This window comes from Devosia sp. T2-14 (assembly GCF_055397495.1).
Map to the genome: position 1 here is coordinate 3,057,439 of NZ_AP027921.1, position 16,265 is coordinate 3,073,703.

A 16,265-nucleotide genomic window follows, 5' to 3' on the forward strand; every position below is an offset into this window, starting at 1 on the left:
CCAGCGGGTCTCCCTTCAATCGCGAGGAGCGAGCATGTCGAACATTACGCGTCTGGTGGTCCTTGGTGCCGTGCGCCAGTTCCAGCCGGTGCACGGTTATTTCCTGCGGCGCGAACTTATGACTTGGCACGTCGATGAATGGGCCAACATTCAGCCCGGTTCGATCTACAACGCCCTCAAGTCGCTCAAGCAGGATGGTTACATCGAGGAGAGCGGCACCGAGGCGGCAGGGAAGCGCCCCGAGCGCACCGTCTACCGGATGACCCCGCTGGGCGATGTCGAACTGATGCGCCTCCTGCGCCAGACCCTTTGGGTCGTCGAGCCGTTCGATACCAAGCCGGTCATGGCCCTGACCTCGTTCATGTTCCTGCTTAGCCGCGCCGAGATCATTGCGGCCCTCAAGTTCCGCATCGCCGAGATCGACGCCAAGATTACCAGCAATGGCTTCGACATCGAGGATGTCGCCCGTTCCACCACCACACCCGCCTATGTGCGCGAAATCTTCGAGCTCTCCTCGCTCCGCCTCAAGGCAGAGCAGCAGTGGGCTCGCGATATCTATGACCGCATCTGTGAAGGTCATTATGTGTTCGCGGGTGAAGAAACGGCCGTAACTACAGGCTAGAGAACGATATTTCAGTGAGGCCGGCGGCGTGTCGCCGGCCTCACCGGAAGTGGATCAGGCCAGCTTGCGATAGGCCGCGCCCGGATGGTCGTCGCCGAGGATCGGGCTAGGCGTGCCAACCAGGCGCTCGCGCAGCGTGTCACCCTCATAGTCCGAAGCCGCCACGCCGCGGGCCCGCAGGATCGGCATGACCTGCTCGACGAAGTCGATGGTCGAGGTCGGCTGGATCACCGGCGTGAACAGGAACCCGTCGAGATCGGCGCCGTCGGCCATCGCGCACATCATGTCCGCGAACTTCTCGGCCGTGCCGACGAAGGGCAGGGTGCGCACGCCATGGGCATGCCAGTCCTTCAGCACGTCCCCGACGGTCTTGTCGCCAAAGCGGGCGATCTGCGTCTGCGACAGCTCGGTGTGCAGGTCGCTCATCTTGGTGGCGGCGTCATACGAGGAAAGGTCGAGCCCGGTGAACCAGGCATAGGACGCAACCGCCACTTCCGGCGTCTGCGCGTCGAGGATTTCCTGATACTTGCGCTTGGCTTCCTCTTCCGTCGCGCCGAGCACGGCCGAAACGGCGCTCATGATCTTGATGGAGTTGGGGTCGCGGCCATTGGCGACGGCCTCGGCGCGCAGCGCCTTCACCTGACCGGCCAGCTTCTCGATTGAGCCGCCACCGAGGAAGATGCATTCGCCGTGCTTGCCGCCGAACTGGGTGCCGCGCTGCGACGAGCCGGCCTGGAACAGCACCGGGGTGCCCTGCGGCGAATACGAGGCGTTGCCATAGCCATTCGAGCGGAAGTAGGGCCCTTCATGCGAGATGCGGTGCACCTTGGCCGGGTCGGCGTAGCGGCCCGCCTTGTCGCGTTCCAGCGCACCGCGCTCCCAGGCGCCTTCAAACAGCTTGTAGCAAAGCTCCATGAAGTCGTCGGCCATGTTGTAGCGTTCGTCATGGGCCACCATCGGCACGCCGAAGGCCGCGACGGCGGTTTCGGCCGTACCGGTCGTCACCACGTTCCAGCCAATGCGGCCCTTGGAGATGTGATCGAGCGTCTGCATACGGCGTGCAAATGCATACGGCGCCTCGAGCAGGGTCGAGCCGGTCATCACGATGCCGAGCTTTTCGGTCGAGGCCGCGATGGCGGCGCCAACGATGGCCGGGTCGAGGCGGGGCAGGTCGAGCCCTTCGGTGGTGCAGATGTCGGGGCGCTTGCCCTTCACGTCGGCCCAGCCCCAGGCATCGGCCAGGAACAGGAAGTCGAGCTTGGCGTCTTCGCAGATCTTGGCGACCTTCACCCAGTAGTCGAGCGTGTCGTACATGTGACGTTCGCTGTCCGGATGGCGCCACGTGGCCGTGCCGGAGTCATTGGTCTGGGCGTTTTCAAACAGCCCGAAACGCAGCTTCTTCATAGCAATTTCTTTCGTAAAACTCGGAAAGGGGTGGGGCGCCTAGCGCCCGACCAGATCTTCGTCGCTCCACCACAGGAAGCGCTTACGCAGCACGGCGAGGACGGACACGAGAAACACGCCGAGAAGGCAGAGGAGGGCGATGCTGGCCCAGGTGACGGGCAGGTTTGCCTGTGCGGCGGCGATGGTCACCAGCGAGCCCAGGCCCGCCTGCTGACCGGCAGCCACGAATTCGGCAACCGCTGCACCCACGACGGCCAGTGGCATCGCAATGCGCAGGCCGGCGAACACGAAGGGCATGCAGCCCGGCAGACGGAGATCGCGGAAGATTTCCCAACGGCTAGCATGCAGCGTCTTGAACACGTCCAGTGCCTTCTGGTCCACGTCGCGCAGCCCGGCCAGCGAGTTGACCAGCATAGGGAAGAACACCACGAGCGCCGTCACGATATACTTGGGCATCATGCCGAAGCCGAAGGCGACGACGAGTGCTGGCGCGATAGCCACCACAGGCGTCACCATCACCACCACGATGAGTGGCATGACGGCCTTTTCGATGATCGGCAGTTCCGCCATGGCGACGGCCAGCAGGAAGCCGAACAGAATGCCCGCACCTGCGCCGATGGCGACTTCCTGTGCGGTCACCAGCATGTTGGACCAATACATCTTGGGGTCGCTGGCCAGGCTGTTGCCGATGGCGTCCAGGGTCGGGAGCACATAGGGATTGTTCAGCGCCACGACCTGCCAGAGCACGGCCACGATGATGAAGGTGACTGCCGGCGGGCCCCAGTTGAACAGGGCGGAGGCCAGGCTGATCGGCTGGCCCTTTGAGGTTGCGAACTTACTTGGCACGGGCGGCCTCCATCACCTTGCGCAGAGACGAGCGAACCGTGCCTTCGAGATCGCGGAAGGCGTCGCTGGCATACATGTCTTCGCTGCGCGGGCGCGGCAGGTTGACGTCGATGATCTCGGAGATGCGGCCGGGATGGGCCGCCATGACCACGATGCGGTCCGACAGCATGATGGCTTCGGGCACCGAGTGGGTGACGAACAGCACCGATTTCCGGTTGGATTGCCAGAAGTCGAGCAGGCCCATGCGCTGCTGGTCGCGGTTCATTTCGTCGAGCGCCGAGAAGGGCTCGTCCATGAGCAGGATTTCGGGGTCGAACACGAATGCGCGGGCAATCGCGGCGCGCTGCTGCATCCCGCCCGAAAGCTGGGCCGGATATTTGTGAATGGCGTGCCCGAGCCCGAAGCTCTCGAGGATTTCCTTGGGGTCGCGCAGCGAGCGGCCCGCATTGGCATTGGGGTTGATCTTGATCGGCAGGGTGACGTTTTCGAGAATGGTCCGCCACGGCAGCAGGGCCGGTGACTGGGGAACCAGGCCAATGGCCTTGTCCTTCGATGCTTCCCGCACCGACTTTCCCTTGATGGTCACGCTGCCGCTGTCGGCTTCGGAGAGCCCGGCGACCACCTTGAGCAGAGTGGATTTGCCACAGCCGCTGGGTCCGATCAGCGAGACGAATTCGCCCTTGCGGATCGACAGCGTCACCCCGTTGAGCACGGTGGTCCGCGCTTCATCGGTGCCGAAGCTCTTGGTTACATTGCTCACCTGCACCCCGACATCGTCGGGGTGCGCGGCTTTCGCGTTGGCGGAGCTGGAGACTGACATAAACTGGCTCACTTCTCCGGCCAGATCAGCTTGCCGTCCTTGTAGAGCGAGGCGACAAGGTCGACATCCATCATGGATTCCAGCGGCGGCGGGTTCTTCAGGCCACCGAAAGTCTGGACCATCTCGTACTCACCCTGCCACTCTTCGTGCGTCTGGATGCCAGGCGCGCCGTAGATGCTGTTGCGGACCCAGTTGGATTCCACGCCCCAGGTGCGGCCCTGCTGTTCGCGGGGGAATGCCGAACCCTGGTTGTTGTCCTCGGCCAGCTTGCTGATCATGTCGACGCAGGTCTTCTCGTCGGCAAGGCACACTTCCAGCGCCTTGAGGCTGGCGCGCATGAAGTCGGCGGCGGCCTCGCGGTGCTTGGTCAGGAACTCGGTGTTCACTTCCATCACGTTGTAGGTGCCCTGCAGGCCGTAATTCTCGGGCAGGAATTCGCTGAACGGCAGGCCCATGGCCTTGAGCGTCTGCGGCTGGTTCGAGGCATAGCCGACAATGGCGTCGACCTGGCCGCGCGTTACGACCGTGGGGTCGTAGTTGGTCATCTTGATCAGCTCGACCTCGGACACGTCGACGCCAGCGGCATCAAGCATCGCCAGGGCGATCGGGGTGATGTTGATGAAGTAGCCGAGCTTGCGGCCCTCGAGATCCTTCAGCGTCTTCACCGCTTCATTGGCGAAGATCGAGAATGGCGAGGTGCTGCCATAGGTGGCGACGGCGGTGAGGTTGCGGCTGTTGGCGGCCGCCAGCATCACGTCCGAAGCCGAACCCAGCGCGGTGAACTGTGCCTGGCCCGATGAGACCAGCAGTTGCCCGTTACCACCGGCGGCATTGATATCCACCGTCAGGCACATGGCATCGAAGAAGCCCATTTCCTTGGCGAGGAAAACGTCGAGCTGGCCCGCGCTGGCCGAATATCCGTACCCGGAAATATAGGTGATCGTGCCGGCGGCCTTGTTGCGTTCGCATTCTGCGTCGCTGATCAGCACGTTCTCGGCGGCCGCTACAGTCTGCACCGACACATTCGCGAAGGCGAGGGCAGCGATCGCGCAACCGGCGAGCAGGCGGCCGTAACCGCGCCCAGTCAAAATTGGACTATGAATCAAAGATTCCTCCCTACAACGTCCCCTCCAACGGGACGCTGATCAGTAAACATGATCAAAATTGACTATGCAAACTTTTTGTTTTTCGGGGAGGCGAGGCGGGATAACCGGTTGTATGGGCACGCATTCGGCCCGGCGATGCCTCGATTCCGCACCGCCTTTGCCTGTTGATGAATGACGATAAAGCAGCCTTCGGTCCACCTGAACCAAAGTTCTGAACAGCCAGTTTCGGACCGATGAGTCGGCGGGTCAGGGGCCGCCGCTGAGGAAGGAAACGCGGGTGAGGTGGGTATAGGTGGCCTCAAGCGCCATCATGGCTACGAACACCAGGATGATCACCGGCGGCACCAGGATCGCATAGCTCAGCGCCAGCCGTTCCCAGCGCATATGCATGAAGATCGAGATGATCAGCCCGGCCTTGAGCGCCATCAGAGCCAGGATCAGCCCCCAGCGCAGGAAGCCCTGAAACTGCAGGATATCCACCATGTAGGAGCCGATGCTGAGCACGAACAGCCAGAACCACACCACCAGATACAGCCGTATCGGGTGCTGCTGCGTTTCCTGCGGAATGACCGCCACCGGGACATGCGTGACTGAATGGTTCATCTGGCTCACCACAGGTAGAACAAGGCGAATATGAACACCCACACGAGGTCGACGAAGTGCCAATAAAGGCCCATGATTTCGACCATTTCATAGCGGCCCTTGCGCCCGGTGAGGAAACCCGGACGCCCGTTTTCAAGGTCGCCCCGCCACACCTTGAACGCCACGATGAGCAGGAAGATCACGCCGATGCTCACATGGGTGCCGTGAAACCCGGTGATCATGAAGAAGCTAGCGCCAAACTGTGGCGCACCCCACGGGTTGCCCCAGGGGCGCACACCCTCGGCGATCAGCTTGCTCCATTCGAAGGCCTGCATGCTCACGAACATCAGCCCGAACCCCGCCGTCAGCAACATCAGTAGCACGGTCTTGGCTCGGTCGCGCCGATAGGCGAAGTTCACCGCCAGCGCCATGGTGCCGCTCGAGGTGATCAGCACGAATGTCATGATGGCGATCAGCAGCAGCGGCATGTGCTGCCCGCCGATTTCGAGCGAGAACACCTCGCTGGCATTGGGCCAAGGCACGGTGGTCGACATGCGGGCGGTCATGTAGCTGAGCAGGAAGCAGCCGAAGATGAAGGTGTCGCTGAGCAGGAACACCCACATCATCACCTTGCCCCAGGAGGCGGTCTTGAACGAGCGCTGGTCCGAGGACCAGTCGGCGACGATCCCCTTCCAGCCCTCAGGCCGGGCCGGGCCTTCATGCGGTTCGGCAGGCGCGCTCATGATAGGCCCCCTTGCGACAGCATCTGGCCGCAAAAGGCCAGGAACTCGGCGGCCGAGCCCGACAGCACGGCCAGCAGCACCGCCCACACAAACAGCATGAACAGCCAGTAGGTCGCGGAAAGCTCGATGCTGGCCCGGATGCGCTCGGGCCGCTCGTCGCGTTGAATCCGCTCAAATGTCCGCGCCAGCGCGACCATCCCACCGATGATGTGCAGGCCATGCGCCGCCGTCATGAGGTAGAAAAAGCTGTCCGCCGGCCCCGAATTGACGAAATTGCCGCTCGCGGTCAGCATTCGCCACGCCGCCAGTTGGCCGACGATGAACAGGAATCCGCCGCCGATGGCGACGAGCACGCCCACCCGGGCACCCCGCGTCGCGCCGCGGCTGGCGGCGCCCAGCGCCCATTCCAGCGCAATGCTGGTGGCGATCAGCGTCAGCGTATTCGGCCAGACGATCCAGGGCAGCTCCATCGCCCGCCAGTCGACCATTTCCGCGCGCAGCAGATACCCCGTGATCAGCAGCGCAAACAGCGAGCTGACGACGGCGAGGAACACGCCGAGGCCCACTTGCTCCGGCGAATGCGATGGGGGCGGGGCCTCCACCGCGCCGCCGCTCTCGTCCACCTGCAGCCAGGGCTTGGCGAAGATGCCGTGGCGCGACAGCCACCACCCGGCAATCAGCGTCAACACCGCAAGAAATCCCAGCATCGCGCTCATGACGGGTCTCCCCGCGTCAGGTTGCCCGGCACGTTCTGGGGAATGAAATCTTCCGGCGCGCCGGGAACGCTGTAGTCATAGGCCCACCGATAGACCACCGGCTGCTTGTCGCCCCAGTTGCCATGGGTGGGCGGGGTTTCCGGGGTCTGCCATTCCAGCGTCGTGGCGCGCCACGGATTGCCCCCGGCTTCCTTGCCGTGCTTGCGGCTCCAGATCAGGTTGAACACGAAGACGATCTGCGCGAAGCCGACGGTGAACGCCATGATCGAGATGAAGGCGTTCAGCGCATGGGCAGACTCGGGAAGGATCCCAAGGTCAAAGGACTCGAAATAGCGTCGCGGCACGCCCATCAGGCCCAGATAATGCATCGGGAAGAAGATCAGGTAGGCGCCGAGGAACGTTACCCAGAAATGGAACTTGGCCAGCCCGTCATTCAGCATCCGCCCGGTAACCTTGGGATACCAGTGATAGATCGCGCCAAAGATCACGAGGATCGGCGCCACGCCCATCACCATGTGGAAATGCGCCACCACGAACATCGTGTCCGATAGCGGCACGTCGACCACCACATTGCCCAGGAACAGCCCAGACAGCCCGCCATTGACGAAGGTGACGATGAAGCCCAGCGCAAACAGCATGGGTGGCGTGAAATGGATGTCACCCCGCCACAGGGTCAGCACCCAGTTATAGACCTTGATGGCGGTCGGCACCGCGATGATCAGCGTCGTCGTCGCGAAGAAGAACCCGAAATAGGGGTTCATGCCGCTCACATACATGTGGTGCGCCCACACGAGGAAGCTCAGTGCGCCGATGCCGACAATGGCCCACACCATCATGCGGTAGCCGAAGATATTGCGCCGGGCATGCGTACTGATCAGGTCCGACACGATCCCGAAGGCGGGCAGGGCGACGATGTACACTTCCGGGTGTCCGAAGAACCAGAACAGGTGTTGGAACAGGATCGGGCTGCCTCCGCCATAGCTCAGCTGCTCGCCCATCTCGATCAGCGTCGGCATGAAGAAGCTGGTGCCCAGATACTTGTCGAACAGCATCATCACCGAGGCCACGAACAGCGCGGGAAACGCCAGCAGCGCCATGATGGTGGCGACGAATATGCCCCAGATTGTGAGGGGCAGGCGCATCAGCGTCATGCCGCGCGTGCGGGCCTGCAGCACCGTCACCGTGTAGTTGAGCCCGCCCATGGTGAAGCCGATGATGAACAGGATCAGCGACACCAGCATCAGCATGATGCCCCATTGCTGCCCGGGCGTATTCGACAGGATCGCCTGCGGCGGATAGAGCGTCCAGCCGGCCCCGGTCGGTCCGCCCGGCACGAAAAAGCTCGAGACCAGCACCAGCACGGCCAGCAGGTACATCCAGTAGCTGAGCATGTTGGCATAGGGGAACACCATGTCCCGCGCGCCCACCATCAGCGGAATGAGGTAGTTGCCGAACCCGCCCAGAAACAGCGCGGTCAGCAGATAGACCACCATGATCATGCCGTGCATGGTGATGATCTGGTAGTAGCGCTCCACGTCGATGAAATCGACGACGCCCGGAAAACCGAGCTGCAGCCGGATGAGCCAGGACAGCACCAGCGCAACTGCCCCGATGGTCAGCGCCGTCACCGAATACTGCACCGCGATGACCTTGGCGTCCTGCGAGAAGACATACTTCGTCCACCAGCTGTGCGGGTGAACGAGTTCCATTTCCTCGATTTCGGCGGGCGGCACCGTTGCGCTCGCCTCATGGGGAATGTCGGTCATGCCATGCCTCCTCAGGCTCCCATTTGACGCTGGCCGTCTTGCTGCGGCCTCTCCCTCAATCCCGCTTTCCGCTCCCCAGAACTCCGCTACTGGGAAGCCAGCTGGGCGACCGTCGATTGCGACGCCAGCCACGTGTCGTAGTCCGCCTGCGTTGCCACCGTCACCGAACCGCGCATATAGGAATGGCCCGTGCCGCACAGTTCCGCGCACAGGATTTCGTAGGTTCCGGCCTTGGTGGGGGTGATCCAGTAATAGGTGACCGAGCCCGGGATCATGTCCATTTTCGCCCGGAACTGCGGCACGTAGAAATCATGCAGCACATCGATTGATCGCAGCAGGAACCGCACCGGCTTGTCGATCGGGACCATCAGTTCGCCCCCTTCGACCACCAGGTCATCCTGCCCGGCCGGGTCATCGGGGTTCACGCCCAGCGTATTGTCGAAGCTCACCAGCCGGTTGTCGGCCGCGCCGAGCTTTCCATCCGCGCCGGGCAGACGGAAACTCCACTGCCATTGCTGGCCGATGACCTCGATATCCGAGGAGTCTCCCGGCACTTCGACAAATTGTGCCCAGACGAACAGGCCCGGCGTCAGCAGCGCGATCACCCCGCCGGCTGTGATGGCCGTCAGCCAGCTTTCGAGCCGCCGGTTCTCCGGTTCATAGGCCGCCTTCTGCCCCTCCCGGTGCCGGAAGCGGAACAGGCAATAGGCAACGAACAGCAGCACCGCCGCAAACACCACGCCGGTGATCCAGAACGTCAGCACCGTCGTGTCGTCGATATAGCCCCAGTTCGACGCCAGCGGCGAAAACCACCAGGGGCTCATGAAGTGGAAGATGATCGACCCGGCAACGATCAGGACCAGAACGATTGCAATGGCCATCGCGCCCTCACGTCCCGCCGAAGGGGATAGTCAGGCACAAGTTGGGGGCACCGGCACAGGAGCACCCTGGTCGTCGAGAGCTGATGTCAGGTCGTTCTGCGGTCGTTCCCATGCCACGCTCCGAGCATCACTAGGCGATGAACTCAATGCACGATCATATTCGACGCAAGACAATGAGCCGCGCTTGCTAGCGGGCGGCTCACTTAACTTGAGGCTGTCATCGGGCGACTGCGTTGTCAATGAAATGTCGCAGCGGCCGATTGCCGGTTTGGGTGGATCTACTTCAACGTCGAGAGATAGGCGATGACATTGTCGATGTCGGCCTGATCCTTCAGCCCCGGAAAGCCCATCCGGTTACCCGGAAGGAAGTCCTTGGGGGAGGTGAGCCACTTCGACAGGTTCTCGGGGGTCCAGGTCAGTCCATCGTCCTTGGCCTTGGTCAGTGCCGCCGAATACTGGAAGTCGGGATGCGACCCGATCGGCCGTCCGACCACCCCGAACAGCACGGGTCCCGCTTTCTTGCCACCACCCTCGGCGACGGCATGGCAGCCGGCGCATCGGTTGAACACTTTTTCACCCGCCGCCGCGTCACCCGTTCCCTGGGCATGGCTGGCGCCGACGGTCATCAGGGATAGGCCGGCCAGGATTGCAAGACTGCGTAAATCCATTTGAATACCTCCTTCCAATTTGGGTGCCGTAACTGGTGGCGATCGAAATGGTTCCATGGCTTTTTCGAAATGCCAGAAAACCGCAAGAAATCCGCAAGCTTGCTGCATGCGCATGCTTGTTCACGACAATCTATCGGACCTTGCTTCGCCCCGGCCACTGGCCCTTTCGAGCTATCGGCTCATCCCACTACATTCAGCAGGGCTGCAGGTTTCTTGTTGCTATTCCTGTAACTCTATCCACACCGGGGCATGGTCGCTGGCGCCCTCCCGGCCGCGCACATCCTTGTCCACGCCGCCCGCTTGGAGGCGCTTCGCTAGGTCGGGGCTGAGCAGGATATGGTCGAGCCGCAAACCTGCATTTCTGGTCCAGCGATTTCGCATATAGTCCCAGAATGTATAGACAATTTCATCCGGATAGATCGCGCGAATGGCGTCGGTCCAGCCCTGATCGAGCAGTGTTTTGAACTGCGCACGGCTCTCCGGCTGCACCAGCGCATTGTCGCGATACGACGTGGTTTCATAAATATCGCGCGGCTCCGGCACGATATTGAAGTCCCCCGCCAGCACCACCGGCAGCCCCGTTTCAAACAGCTCCGCCGCATGCAAAATCAGCCGCTCGTTCCAGCTGAGTTTGTAGCTAAACTTCGGGCCCGGTTGAGGATTTCCGTTTGGCGCATAGAGCGACGCCACCAACACGCCATTCACCGCCGCCTCAATATACCGCGCCTGGCGGTCGTCTTCCGACCCAGGCAAAGCCGTCCGGGTCAGCACCGGTTCCGCCCCCTTGGCCAGGATCGCGACGCCGTTCCAGTTCGCCTCGCCAACCCATACCGCGCCATATCCGGCATCGGCCAAGGCGGTCGCGGGAAATTGCCGCTCGTTGGCCTTAAGTTCCTGCAAACAAACAACATCTGGCGCCGCGTCGGCCAGCCAATCCATCAGGTTCGGCAGCCGCCGGTTGATGCCGTTGATGTTGTAGCTCGCGATTTTCACGGCGCGATGCGCCGAACCCATGCCTCGACCCCAGTCGCCACCGTCTTGAGATGGTCCGCCGTGCTGAAGCCGGAGATCGCCTTGCGCGGTTTGAGATCGTGGTCGCCATCTTCGAGAAACAGCAGATCAATCGCCGGTGAAAGCCCGTAACCCCTTATTTCTTCAGGCAAACCAAACTCATCCCGCGTGCCCTGGCAGATCAGCGTCGGGGTCTTGAGATCGATCAGATGCTGCGTTCGCAACTGGTCCGGCTTGGCCGGCGGATGGAACGGATACCCCAGGCAGAGCAGGCCTTTAATGCGTCCGGCAGCAAACAGGTTGTCCGCCACCATGCTCGCAACCCGGCCGCCCATGGACTTTCCGCCGATAACAAGCGGACCGTTGGCCGCGAGGTCATCGACTGCCGCCAGATACTCCGGCATCACCTTGTCAGCGCGGGGCGGGGGCTTGCGTCCCGCCTCGGTGCGGCGCGACGCCATATAGCCGAACTCGAACCGCGCAACGCGAAAACCCTGTTCCACCAATGCCTTGGTGGTTGCGTTCATGGACGCCGAGTCCATCGGTGCACCCGCGCCATGCGCCAGCAGGATGGTCACGCGTGCATCCTCGGGGCCGTCGAAAAGAAAGTTGGTAGGCATCAGCCGGCGGTCCTGTGACTAACCTGATCGGCCAGACGGATACCAGCCCGGGCCCGGCGCGCCCAGTCGGACGTGTCATCGAGCTCAAGATATCGCGCCCACCAATGCCGCGCCCGAGGCAGGTCACCGGCCTCATATTCCAGGGCCCCCAGATTGTAGATGGCATCCGCGTAAGTCGGGTCGATCTGGGCCGCGCGTTCCAGGTGAAAGCGCGCGGCGTCGTTCTTTCCCATGTCGCGCAGGGTGCCGCCGTGGTTGAACCAGGCCTCCACGAACAGTGGATCGCGCTTGAGGGCGGTCATGTAGGCCATGGTCGCCCCATGGTCGTCACCGAGTTCGCGCAGGCAGTTGCCGAGGTTGAACGCGGCCATGGCATCGCTGGGGTCAATCGCCGAGCAGTGCTCGTAAAGCCTTGCGGCCTCTGCAATAAGTCCGGCGGCTTCGGCATTTTCGGCCAGCCCAAAATAGTCCTCGGCAGGGTCGTCCGCCTCGGGCAATGGCAGCAGGCGCTGGCCATCCAACTCCGCAAGCGAATGCGCATCCCGGGTCAATATCTTGTCGGCCCCGGAATGCAGCGTCAGCGCAGTCAGTGACCCGACAGGCCCGATCTGATGCACAGATCGCGCAATCGCCCCCCAGCTGGCGCCGGTGGCAACGAGGCCCGCATACTTGCGCGCCAGGATGACGTCGCGAAAGGAATAGGGCTCGGCGTGGTGCTCAAACGCGTCGAACAGGGCCAGGAGGTCGAAAATCGATCCGTCGAGCCCGGATTGGTCCAGGATCGACTGGCGGCTGATATTGGCCGGCGGCGTTTTTGGGATCGTGCCGAGCGCCCGAAGGAAGCCGTTCTCGCTCAGGAGCGCCGCGCCGCTGGCCCGCGCCGCGGTCACCCGCTGCTCGATCTCGGCCTCGCTCTGGCGTGACAGCAGGGTGCGGCCCAAGACGATGGTCGTCGTGCCTCGGGTGATGTTGCGGTGCAGGCGGCCGCCGTGATGGGCAACCTGACGGGCGGCGAGGCGGAGCGGGAAGGCCCGAAGCGCCCCGATGACGCCATAGCTTTCACCGCCCGAAGCCATCCGTTGTTAAGCCTTTTTCTTGGGCGCCGCCTTGGGGGCCGTGGCCTTGCTGGCCTCAAGGGCTGCCTTGAGTGACACCTTCGCGGGCGCTTCCTTGGCGGGAGCTTTGGCCTTGCTCTTCGCTGCCGGCTTGGCCTCGCCAAGGCTGGCCTTGAGGGCATCCATCAGGTTGATGACATTGCCACGTTCCGGCGCTGCGGCGACGATCGGCTGATGGCCCTTGAGCTTCTCGCGGATCATGGCCATCAGGGCCTGCTCATAGCGGTCTTCGTAGTTCTTGGGATTGAAGGTCGTGACCTTCTGCTCGATCAGCTTTTGCGCCAGATCGAGCATTTCCGGATCGGGCTTGCCGATCGGGATATTGTCAAAATATTCAGCACTGCCACGCACTTCGTTCGGATTGCGCAGGGTTGTCACGAACATGCCATTGTCTCGGGCACCGATGGTGATCACCCGTTCGCGGCTGGTCAGCACCAGGCGGGCAATGGCGACCTTGCCGCTCTTCCGCAGCGCTTCGCGCAGGACTACAAAGGTCTCTTCCGCCATGGCTCCGTCGGGAGCGAGATAGTAGGGCGAGTCCTGGTAGAGAACGTCGACTTCGCTGGCGTCGACAAAGGCCTCGATGTTCATCGTGTGGTTGGACTCGATCCGCACGGCGTCAATGTCAGCGTCATCGATGATGATGTATTGCTTGGGCTCGTACTCGTAGCCGCGCACCAGATCGGACCGCTCCACCATGCCCAGTTCGGGGTCGACCGCCTTCATATTGATGCGGTTGTGGGTGTCCTTGTGTAGCTGATTGAAAGTAATCCGCTCCGATGCGGATGTTGCGGGGAATAGTTTCACCTGACAACTGACGAGGCTCAGCCTCAGTTGACCCTTCCAACTCGCTCTGGGCGCCAAGGCGGCCTCCTACGCAGGAACTACAACATCGTCTGAAGAAATCATGGCGCGAGGTCCCGTTCGGACTCGTTAATATCGGCCCATGGGTCGCCGGTTGTGGTTAACAATCCGGGAATGGAAGAATAATTCAGGTCCGATGGAGAGTCGATGGCTTCTAGATCGCGCCAATCAACTGGCGTCGACACAGGAAGGTGAGGGCGGGCCCTGAGCGAATAGGCTGCCACTGCTGTCGCGCTGCGGGCATTGCGGTGATAGTCGATGAATATCCGGCCCTTGCGGTTCTGCGCGCCCATCGTCGTAACAAAGGTATCGGGGCTCGTTGCGGCCAGCTTGGTGGCGATAGCGGCGCAGGCGGCATGCGCCTGTTTCCAGCCGAGCTTCTGGGTGGTCGGCACCACGATATGAACGCCCTTGCCGCCGGAAGTCTTGACGAAGGGCACGAGCCCCATGGCTTCCAGTTCGCCGCGCAGGTGGACAGCCGCATTCACCACATCGCGCCATACAACGCCTTCGCCGGGGTCGAGATCGAAGATGACGCGGTCGGGCTTGTCGAGGTGGCGCTGGTGGGTGCCCCAGGCGTGAAATTCGACGACCCCGAACTGCGCCAAGGCCAGATAGCCCTTGGTGTCTTCGACCGCGATATAGGTTTGCTTCTCGCCCTCGGAGTTCTCGGTGGTGAAGCTGCGCAGGGTGCTGGGCATGCCGGTGAAGGGGTGGCGCTGAAAAAAGCACCCTTCGGGCTTCGCCGTCGGGCAGCGGAACAGCGACACGGGGCGATTGAACAGATGCGGCAGCATGTAGTCGCCCACGGCCGCATAGTAGACCGCGATCTCGAGCTTGGTCGGGCCTGATTTGCCGAACAGGCGCCGCGTCGGGTTGGTGACCCAGATGCCTGCGAGGTCGGCGTCGGTGATGAGGCGTTTGCGTGGGGTTACCAGTTTGGTGGTCAACTCAGCCTCCCGAAGCCCCTTGAAGACAGCGTGGCGCAACATGCCGTCGCTGGTGATCGCGGCATACTGCACGCGCGCCGCCAGCGTTGGCTTGATCGGTATGATTTCCTTGGGCGCGCCGGGGAGGGGATCGTCAATCCGCAGCGCCTCGAGCCGCTTGACCAGAGCTCGCATCGTGGCCGCATCGATGCCGGACCCGACCTTGCCGCGATAGACCAGGTCATCGCCCACCCATTCGGCCATCGCCAGCGCGCCGATGCCGCCATTCTCGGGGCTGACGCTGTAGCCGGCGATGGTGAAATCTCCCACCTTGAGCGCCTTGATCTTGAGCCAGCTGGATGAGCGCCCGTCGATATGGACGCCGCTGGCGCGCTTGGAAACGATGCCCTCCAGCTCATGTTCGGATGCACTCTGGTAGAGCGGACGGCCATCGCCCTCGACGTGGTCACTGAACTGGATGGCCGTGCGGCTACCAATATGGCCGGCGAGGACCTGTGCCAGCATCGCCTTTCGCTTGATGAGGGGAACGGCGCGCAGATCCCAGCCGTCGAGGTGCAGCAGGTCGAAGGCATAGAAGACCAGCTTGTTCTGCGCTCCGTTCGCCAGGGCGTCCTGCAACTTGCCAAAATTGCTGACCCCCTTGGCATCCAGCACGACAATCTCGCCGTCGATCACGGCTTCCTTGCAGTCCAGTGCGGCGAAAGCGGCAGGCAGATCGCCATATCGCTTGGTCCAATCGAGCCCGCCTCGCGTGATCAGTTGGGCGGACTTGTCCTTCACATAAGCCAGGGTGCGATAGCCATCGAACTTGATTTCGTGAAGCCAATCGCCCTTGTCGGGTGGCGTGGCCGCAGGCGTGGCGAGTTGCATCTGGATGCCATGCGGCATGGGCGCCTTGATTGCTCCTGCAAGCCTGCCAGGCTGCGGGCGCACCGGCTTTTTCGCGGGTGCTGGCGTCTCAAGCAGTTCTTCGATGCGCAACCCGGACTTTACGCTTTCCGGACGTTCGGCGAGAATGTCGCGCTCGGTGTCCATCGCAGTGTCGCGTTCCTTGAACAGCAACCAGCCTTCACGCCCGGCGTCCTCGGGCTTGCCCTTGAGGCGAGTGAGCATCCAGCCGCCGCGGAGCTTTTCGCCCACCAGCCGGAACTTGAACGCGCCTTTGGCGAGATCGTTGACCGGATCACCCATCGGGGCCCAGGTGCCGGTGTCCCAGACGATCATCGGGCCGCCGCCATATTCCCCGGCAGGAATGACCCCTTCGAAATCGAGATACTCGATGGGGTGATCCTCGGTCGCGGCGGCAAAGCGCTTGTCTGCGGGATTGAGGGAAGGGCCCTTTGGCACGGCCCAACTCTTGAGGACCCCGTTGAGTTCGAGCCGCAGGTCATAATGGTCGGCCGTGGCGGAATGCTTGTGAACCACGAAGCGCCCGCTGCCATCGCCGGACGCACCCTCTGGTTCCGAGGTGGTCGCGAAATCGCGCTTGTTATGGTAGGCCTGAAGCTTGTCCACGCAAGTCGGCTCCCCGGCCAACGGGCCGTTGAAGCA

General features: G+C 62.5%; 16 protein-coding genes. 1 reads left to right on the forward strand and 15 read right to left on the reverse strand.

What is annotated here, in order from left to right:
• Nucleotides 1-34: 34 nt before the first annotated feature.
• Complete coding sequence (locus ACZ5WT_RS15075; protein ID WP_464284597.1) at nt 35-622, forward strand: PadR family transcriptional regulator; 588 nt, start codon at nt 35-37, stop codon at nt 620-622.
• 54 nt (nt 623-676) lie between these two features.
• On the opposite strand, the gene ACZ5WT_RS15080 is transcribed toward ACZ5WT_RS15075, so the two are convergent.
• The 15 genes from ACZ5WT_RS15080 to ligD form a co-directional block, all read right to left on the reverse strand.
• On the reverse strand, nt 677-2,026 hold the full coding sequence (locus ACZ5WT_RS15080; RefSeq protein ID WP_464284598.1) for an NtaA/DmoA family FMN-dependent monooxygenase: 1,350 nt from the start codon (nt 2,024-2,026) through the stop codon (nt 677-679).
• Nucleotides 2,027-2,065: 39 nt separating this feature from the next.
• On the reverse strand, nt 2,066-2,872 hold the full coding sequence (locus ACZ5WT_RS15085; protein ID WP_464284599.1) for an ABC transporter permease: 807 nt from the start codon (nt 2,870-2,872) through the stop codon (nt 2,066-2,068).
• A complete protein-coding gene (locus ACZ5WT_RS15090; protein WP_464284600.1) occupies nt 2,862-3,692 on the reverse strand; it encodes an ABC transporter ATP-binding protein in 831 nt (276 codons plus the stop codon). Before ACZ5WT_RS15090 ends, ACZ5WT_RS15085 begins: the two co-directional genes overlap by 11 nt.
• A gap of 8 nt (nt 3,693-3,700) precedes the next feature.
• Complete coding sequence (locus ACZ5WT_RS15095) at nt 3,701-4,798, reverse strand: ABC transporter substrate-binding protein (protein WP_464284601.1); 1,098 nt, start codon at nt 4,796-4,798, stop codon at nt 3,701-3,703.
• Nucleotides 4,799-5,044: 246 nt separating this feature from the next.
• A complete protein-coding gene (locus ACZ5WT_RS15100) occupies nt 5,045-5,401 on the reverse strand; it encodes a cytochrome C oxidase subunit IV family protein (RefSeq protein ID WP_464284602.1) in 357 nt (118 codons plus the stop codon).
• 5 nt (nt 5,402-5,406) lie between these two features.
• On the reverse strand, nt 5,407-6,123 hold the full coding sequence (locus tag ACZ5WT_RS15105; RefSeq protein ID WP_464284603.1) for a heme-copper oxidase subunit III family protein: 717 nt from the start codon (nt 6,121-6,123) through the stop codon (nt 5,407-5,409).
• Complete coding sequence (locus ACZ5WT_RS15110) at nt 6,120-6,839, reverse strand: cytochrome c oxidase subunit 3 (RefSeq protein WP_464284604.1); 720 nt, start codon at nt 6,837-6,839, stop codon at nt 6,120-6,122. The genes ACZ5WT_RS15105 and ACZ5WT_RS15110 overlap by 4 nt, the downstream gene beginning before the upstream one ends.
• On the reverse strand, nt 6,836-8,605 hold the full coding sequence (locus ACZ5WT_RS15115; protein WP_464284605.1) for a cytochrome c oxidase subunit I: 1,770 nt from the start codon (nt 8,603-8,605) through the stop codon (nt 6,836-6,838). Before ACZ5WT_RS15115 ends, ACZ5WT_RS15110 begins: the two co-directional genes overlap by 4 nt.
• An 86-nt stretch (nt 8,606-8,691) precedes the next feature.
• Complete coding sequence (locus tag ACZ5WT_RS15120; RefSeq protein ID WP_464284606.1) at nt 8,692-9,486, reverse strand: cytochrome c oxidase subunit II; 795 nt, start codon at nt 9,484-9,486, stop codon at nt 8,692-8,694.
• Between the two features lie 278 nt (nt 9,487-9,764).
• A complete protein-coding gene (locus ACZ5WT_RS15125) occupies nt 9,765-10,154 on the reverse strand; it encodes a c-type cytochrome (protein WP_464284607.1) in 390 nt (129 codons plus the stop codon).
• A gap of 219 nt (nt 10,155-10,373) precedes the next feature.
• A complete protein-coding gene (xth, locus tag ACZ5WT_RS15130) occupies nt 10,374-11,147 on the reverse strand; it encodes an exodeoxyribonuclease III (protein ID WP_464287221.1) in 774 nt (257 codons plus the stop codon).
• Nucleotides 11,144-11,785: an alpha/beta hydrolase family protein gene (locus ACZ5WT_RS15135; protein ID WP_464284608.1), complete on the reverse strand. Its 642-nt coding sequence runs from the start codon at nt 11,783-11,785 to the stop codon at nt 11,144-11,146. The genes xth and ACZ5WT_RS15135 overlap by 4 nt, the downstream gene beginning before the upstream one ends.
• On the reverse strand, nt 11,785-12,861 hold the full coding sequence (locus tag ACZ5WT_RS15140; protein WP_464284609.1) for a tetratricopeptide repeat protein: 1,077 nt from the start codon (nt 12,859-12,861) through the stop codon (nt 11,785-11,787). Before ACZ5WT_RS15140 ends, ACZ5WT_RS15135 begins: the two co-directional genes overlap by 1 nt.
• A gap of 6 nt (nt 12,862-12,867) precedes the next feature.
• Nucleotides 12,868-13,764 carry a non-homologous end joining protein Ku gene (gene ku, locus ACZ5WT_RS15145; RefSeq protein WP_464284610.1) on the reverse strand — a complete coding sequence of 299 codons (897 nt, stop codon included), beginning with the start codon at nt 13,762-13,764 and terminating at the stop codon, nt 12,868-12,870.
• 41 nt (nt 13,765-13,805) lie between these two features.
• Entirely contained in the window at nt 13,806-16,229 is a 2,424-nt protein-coding gene (ligD, locus tag ACZ5WT_RS15150) for a DNA ligase D (protein WP_464284611.1), read from the reverse strand.
• Nucleotides 16,230-16,265 lie beyond the last annotated feature (36 nt).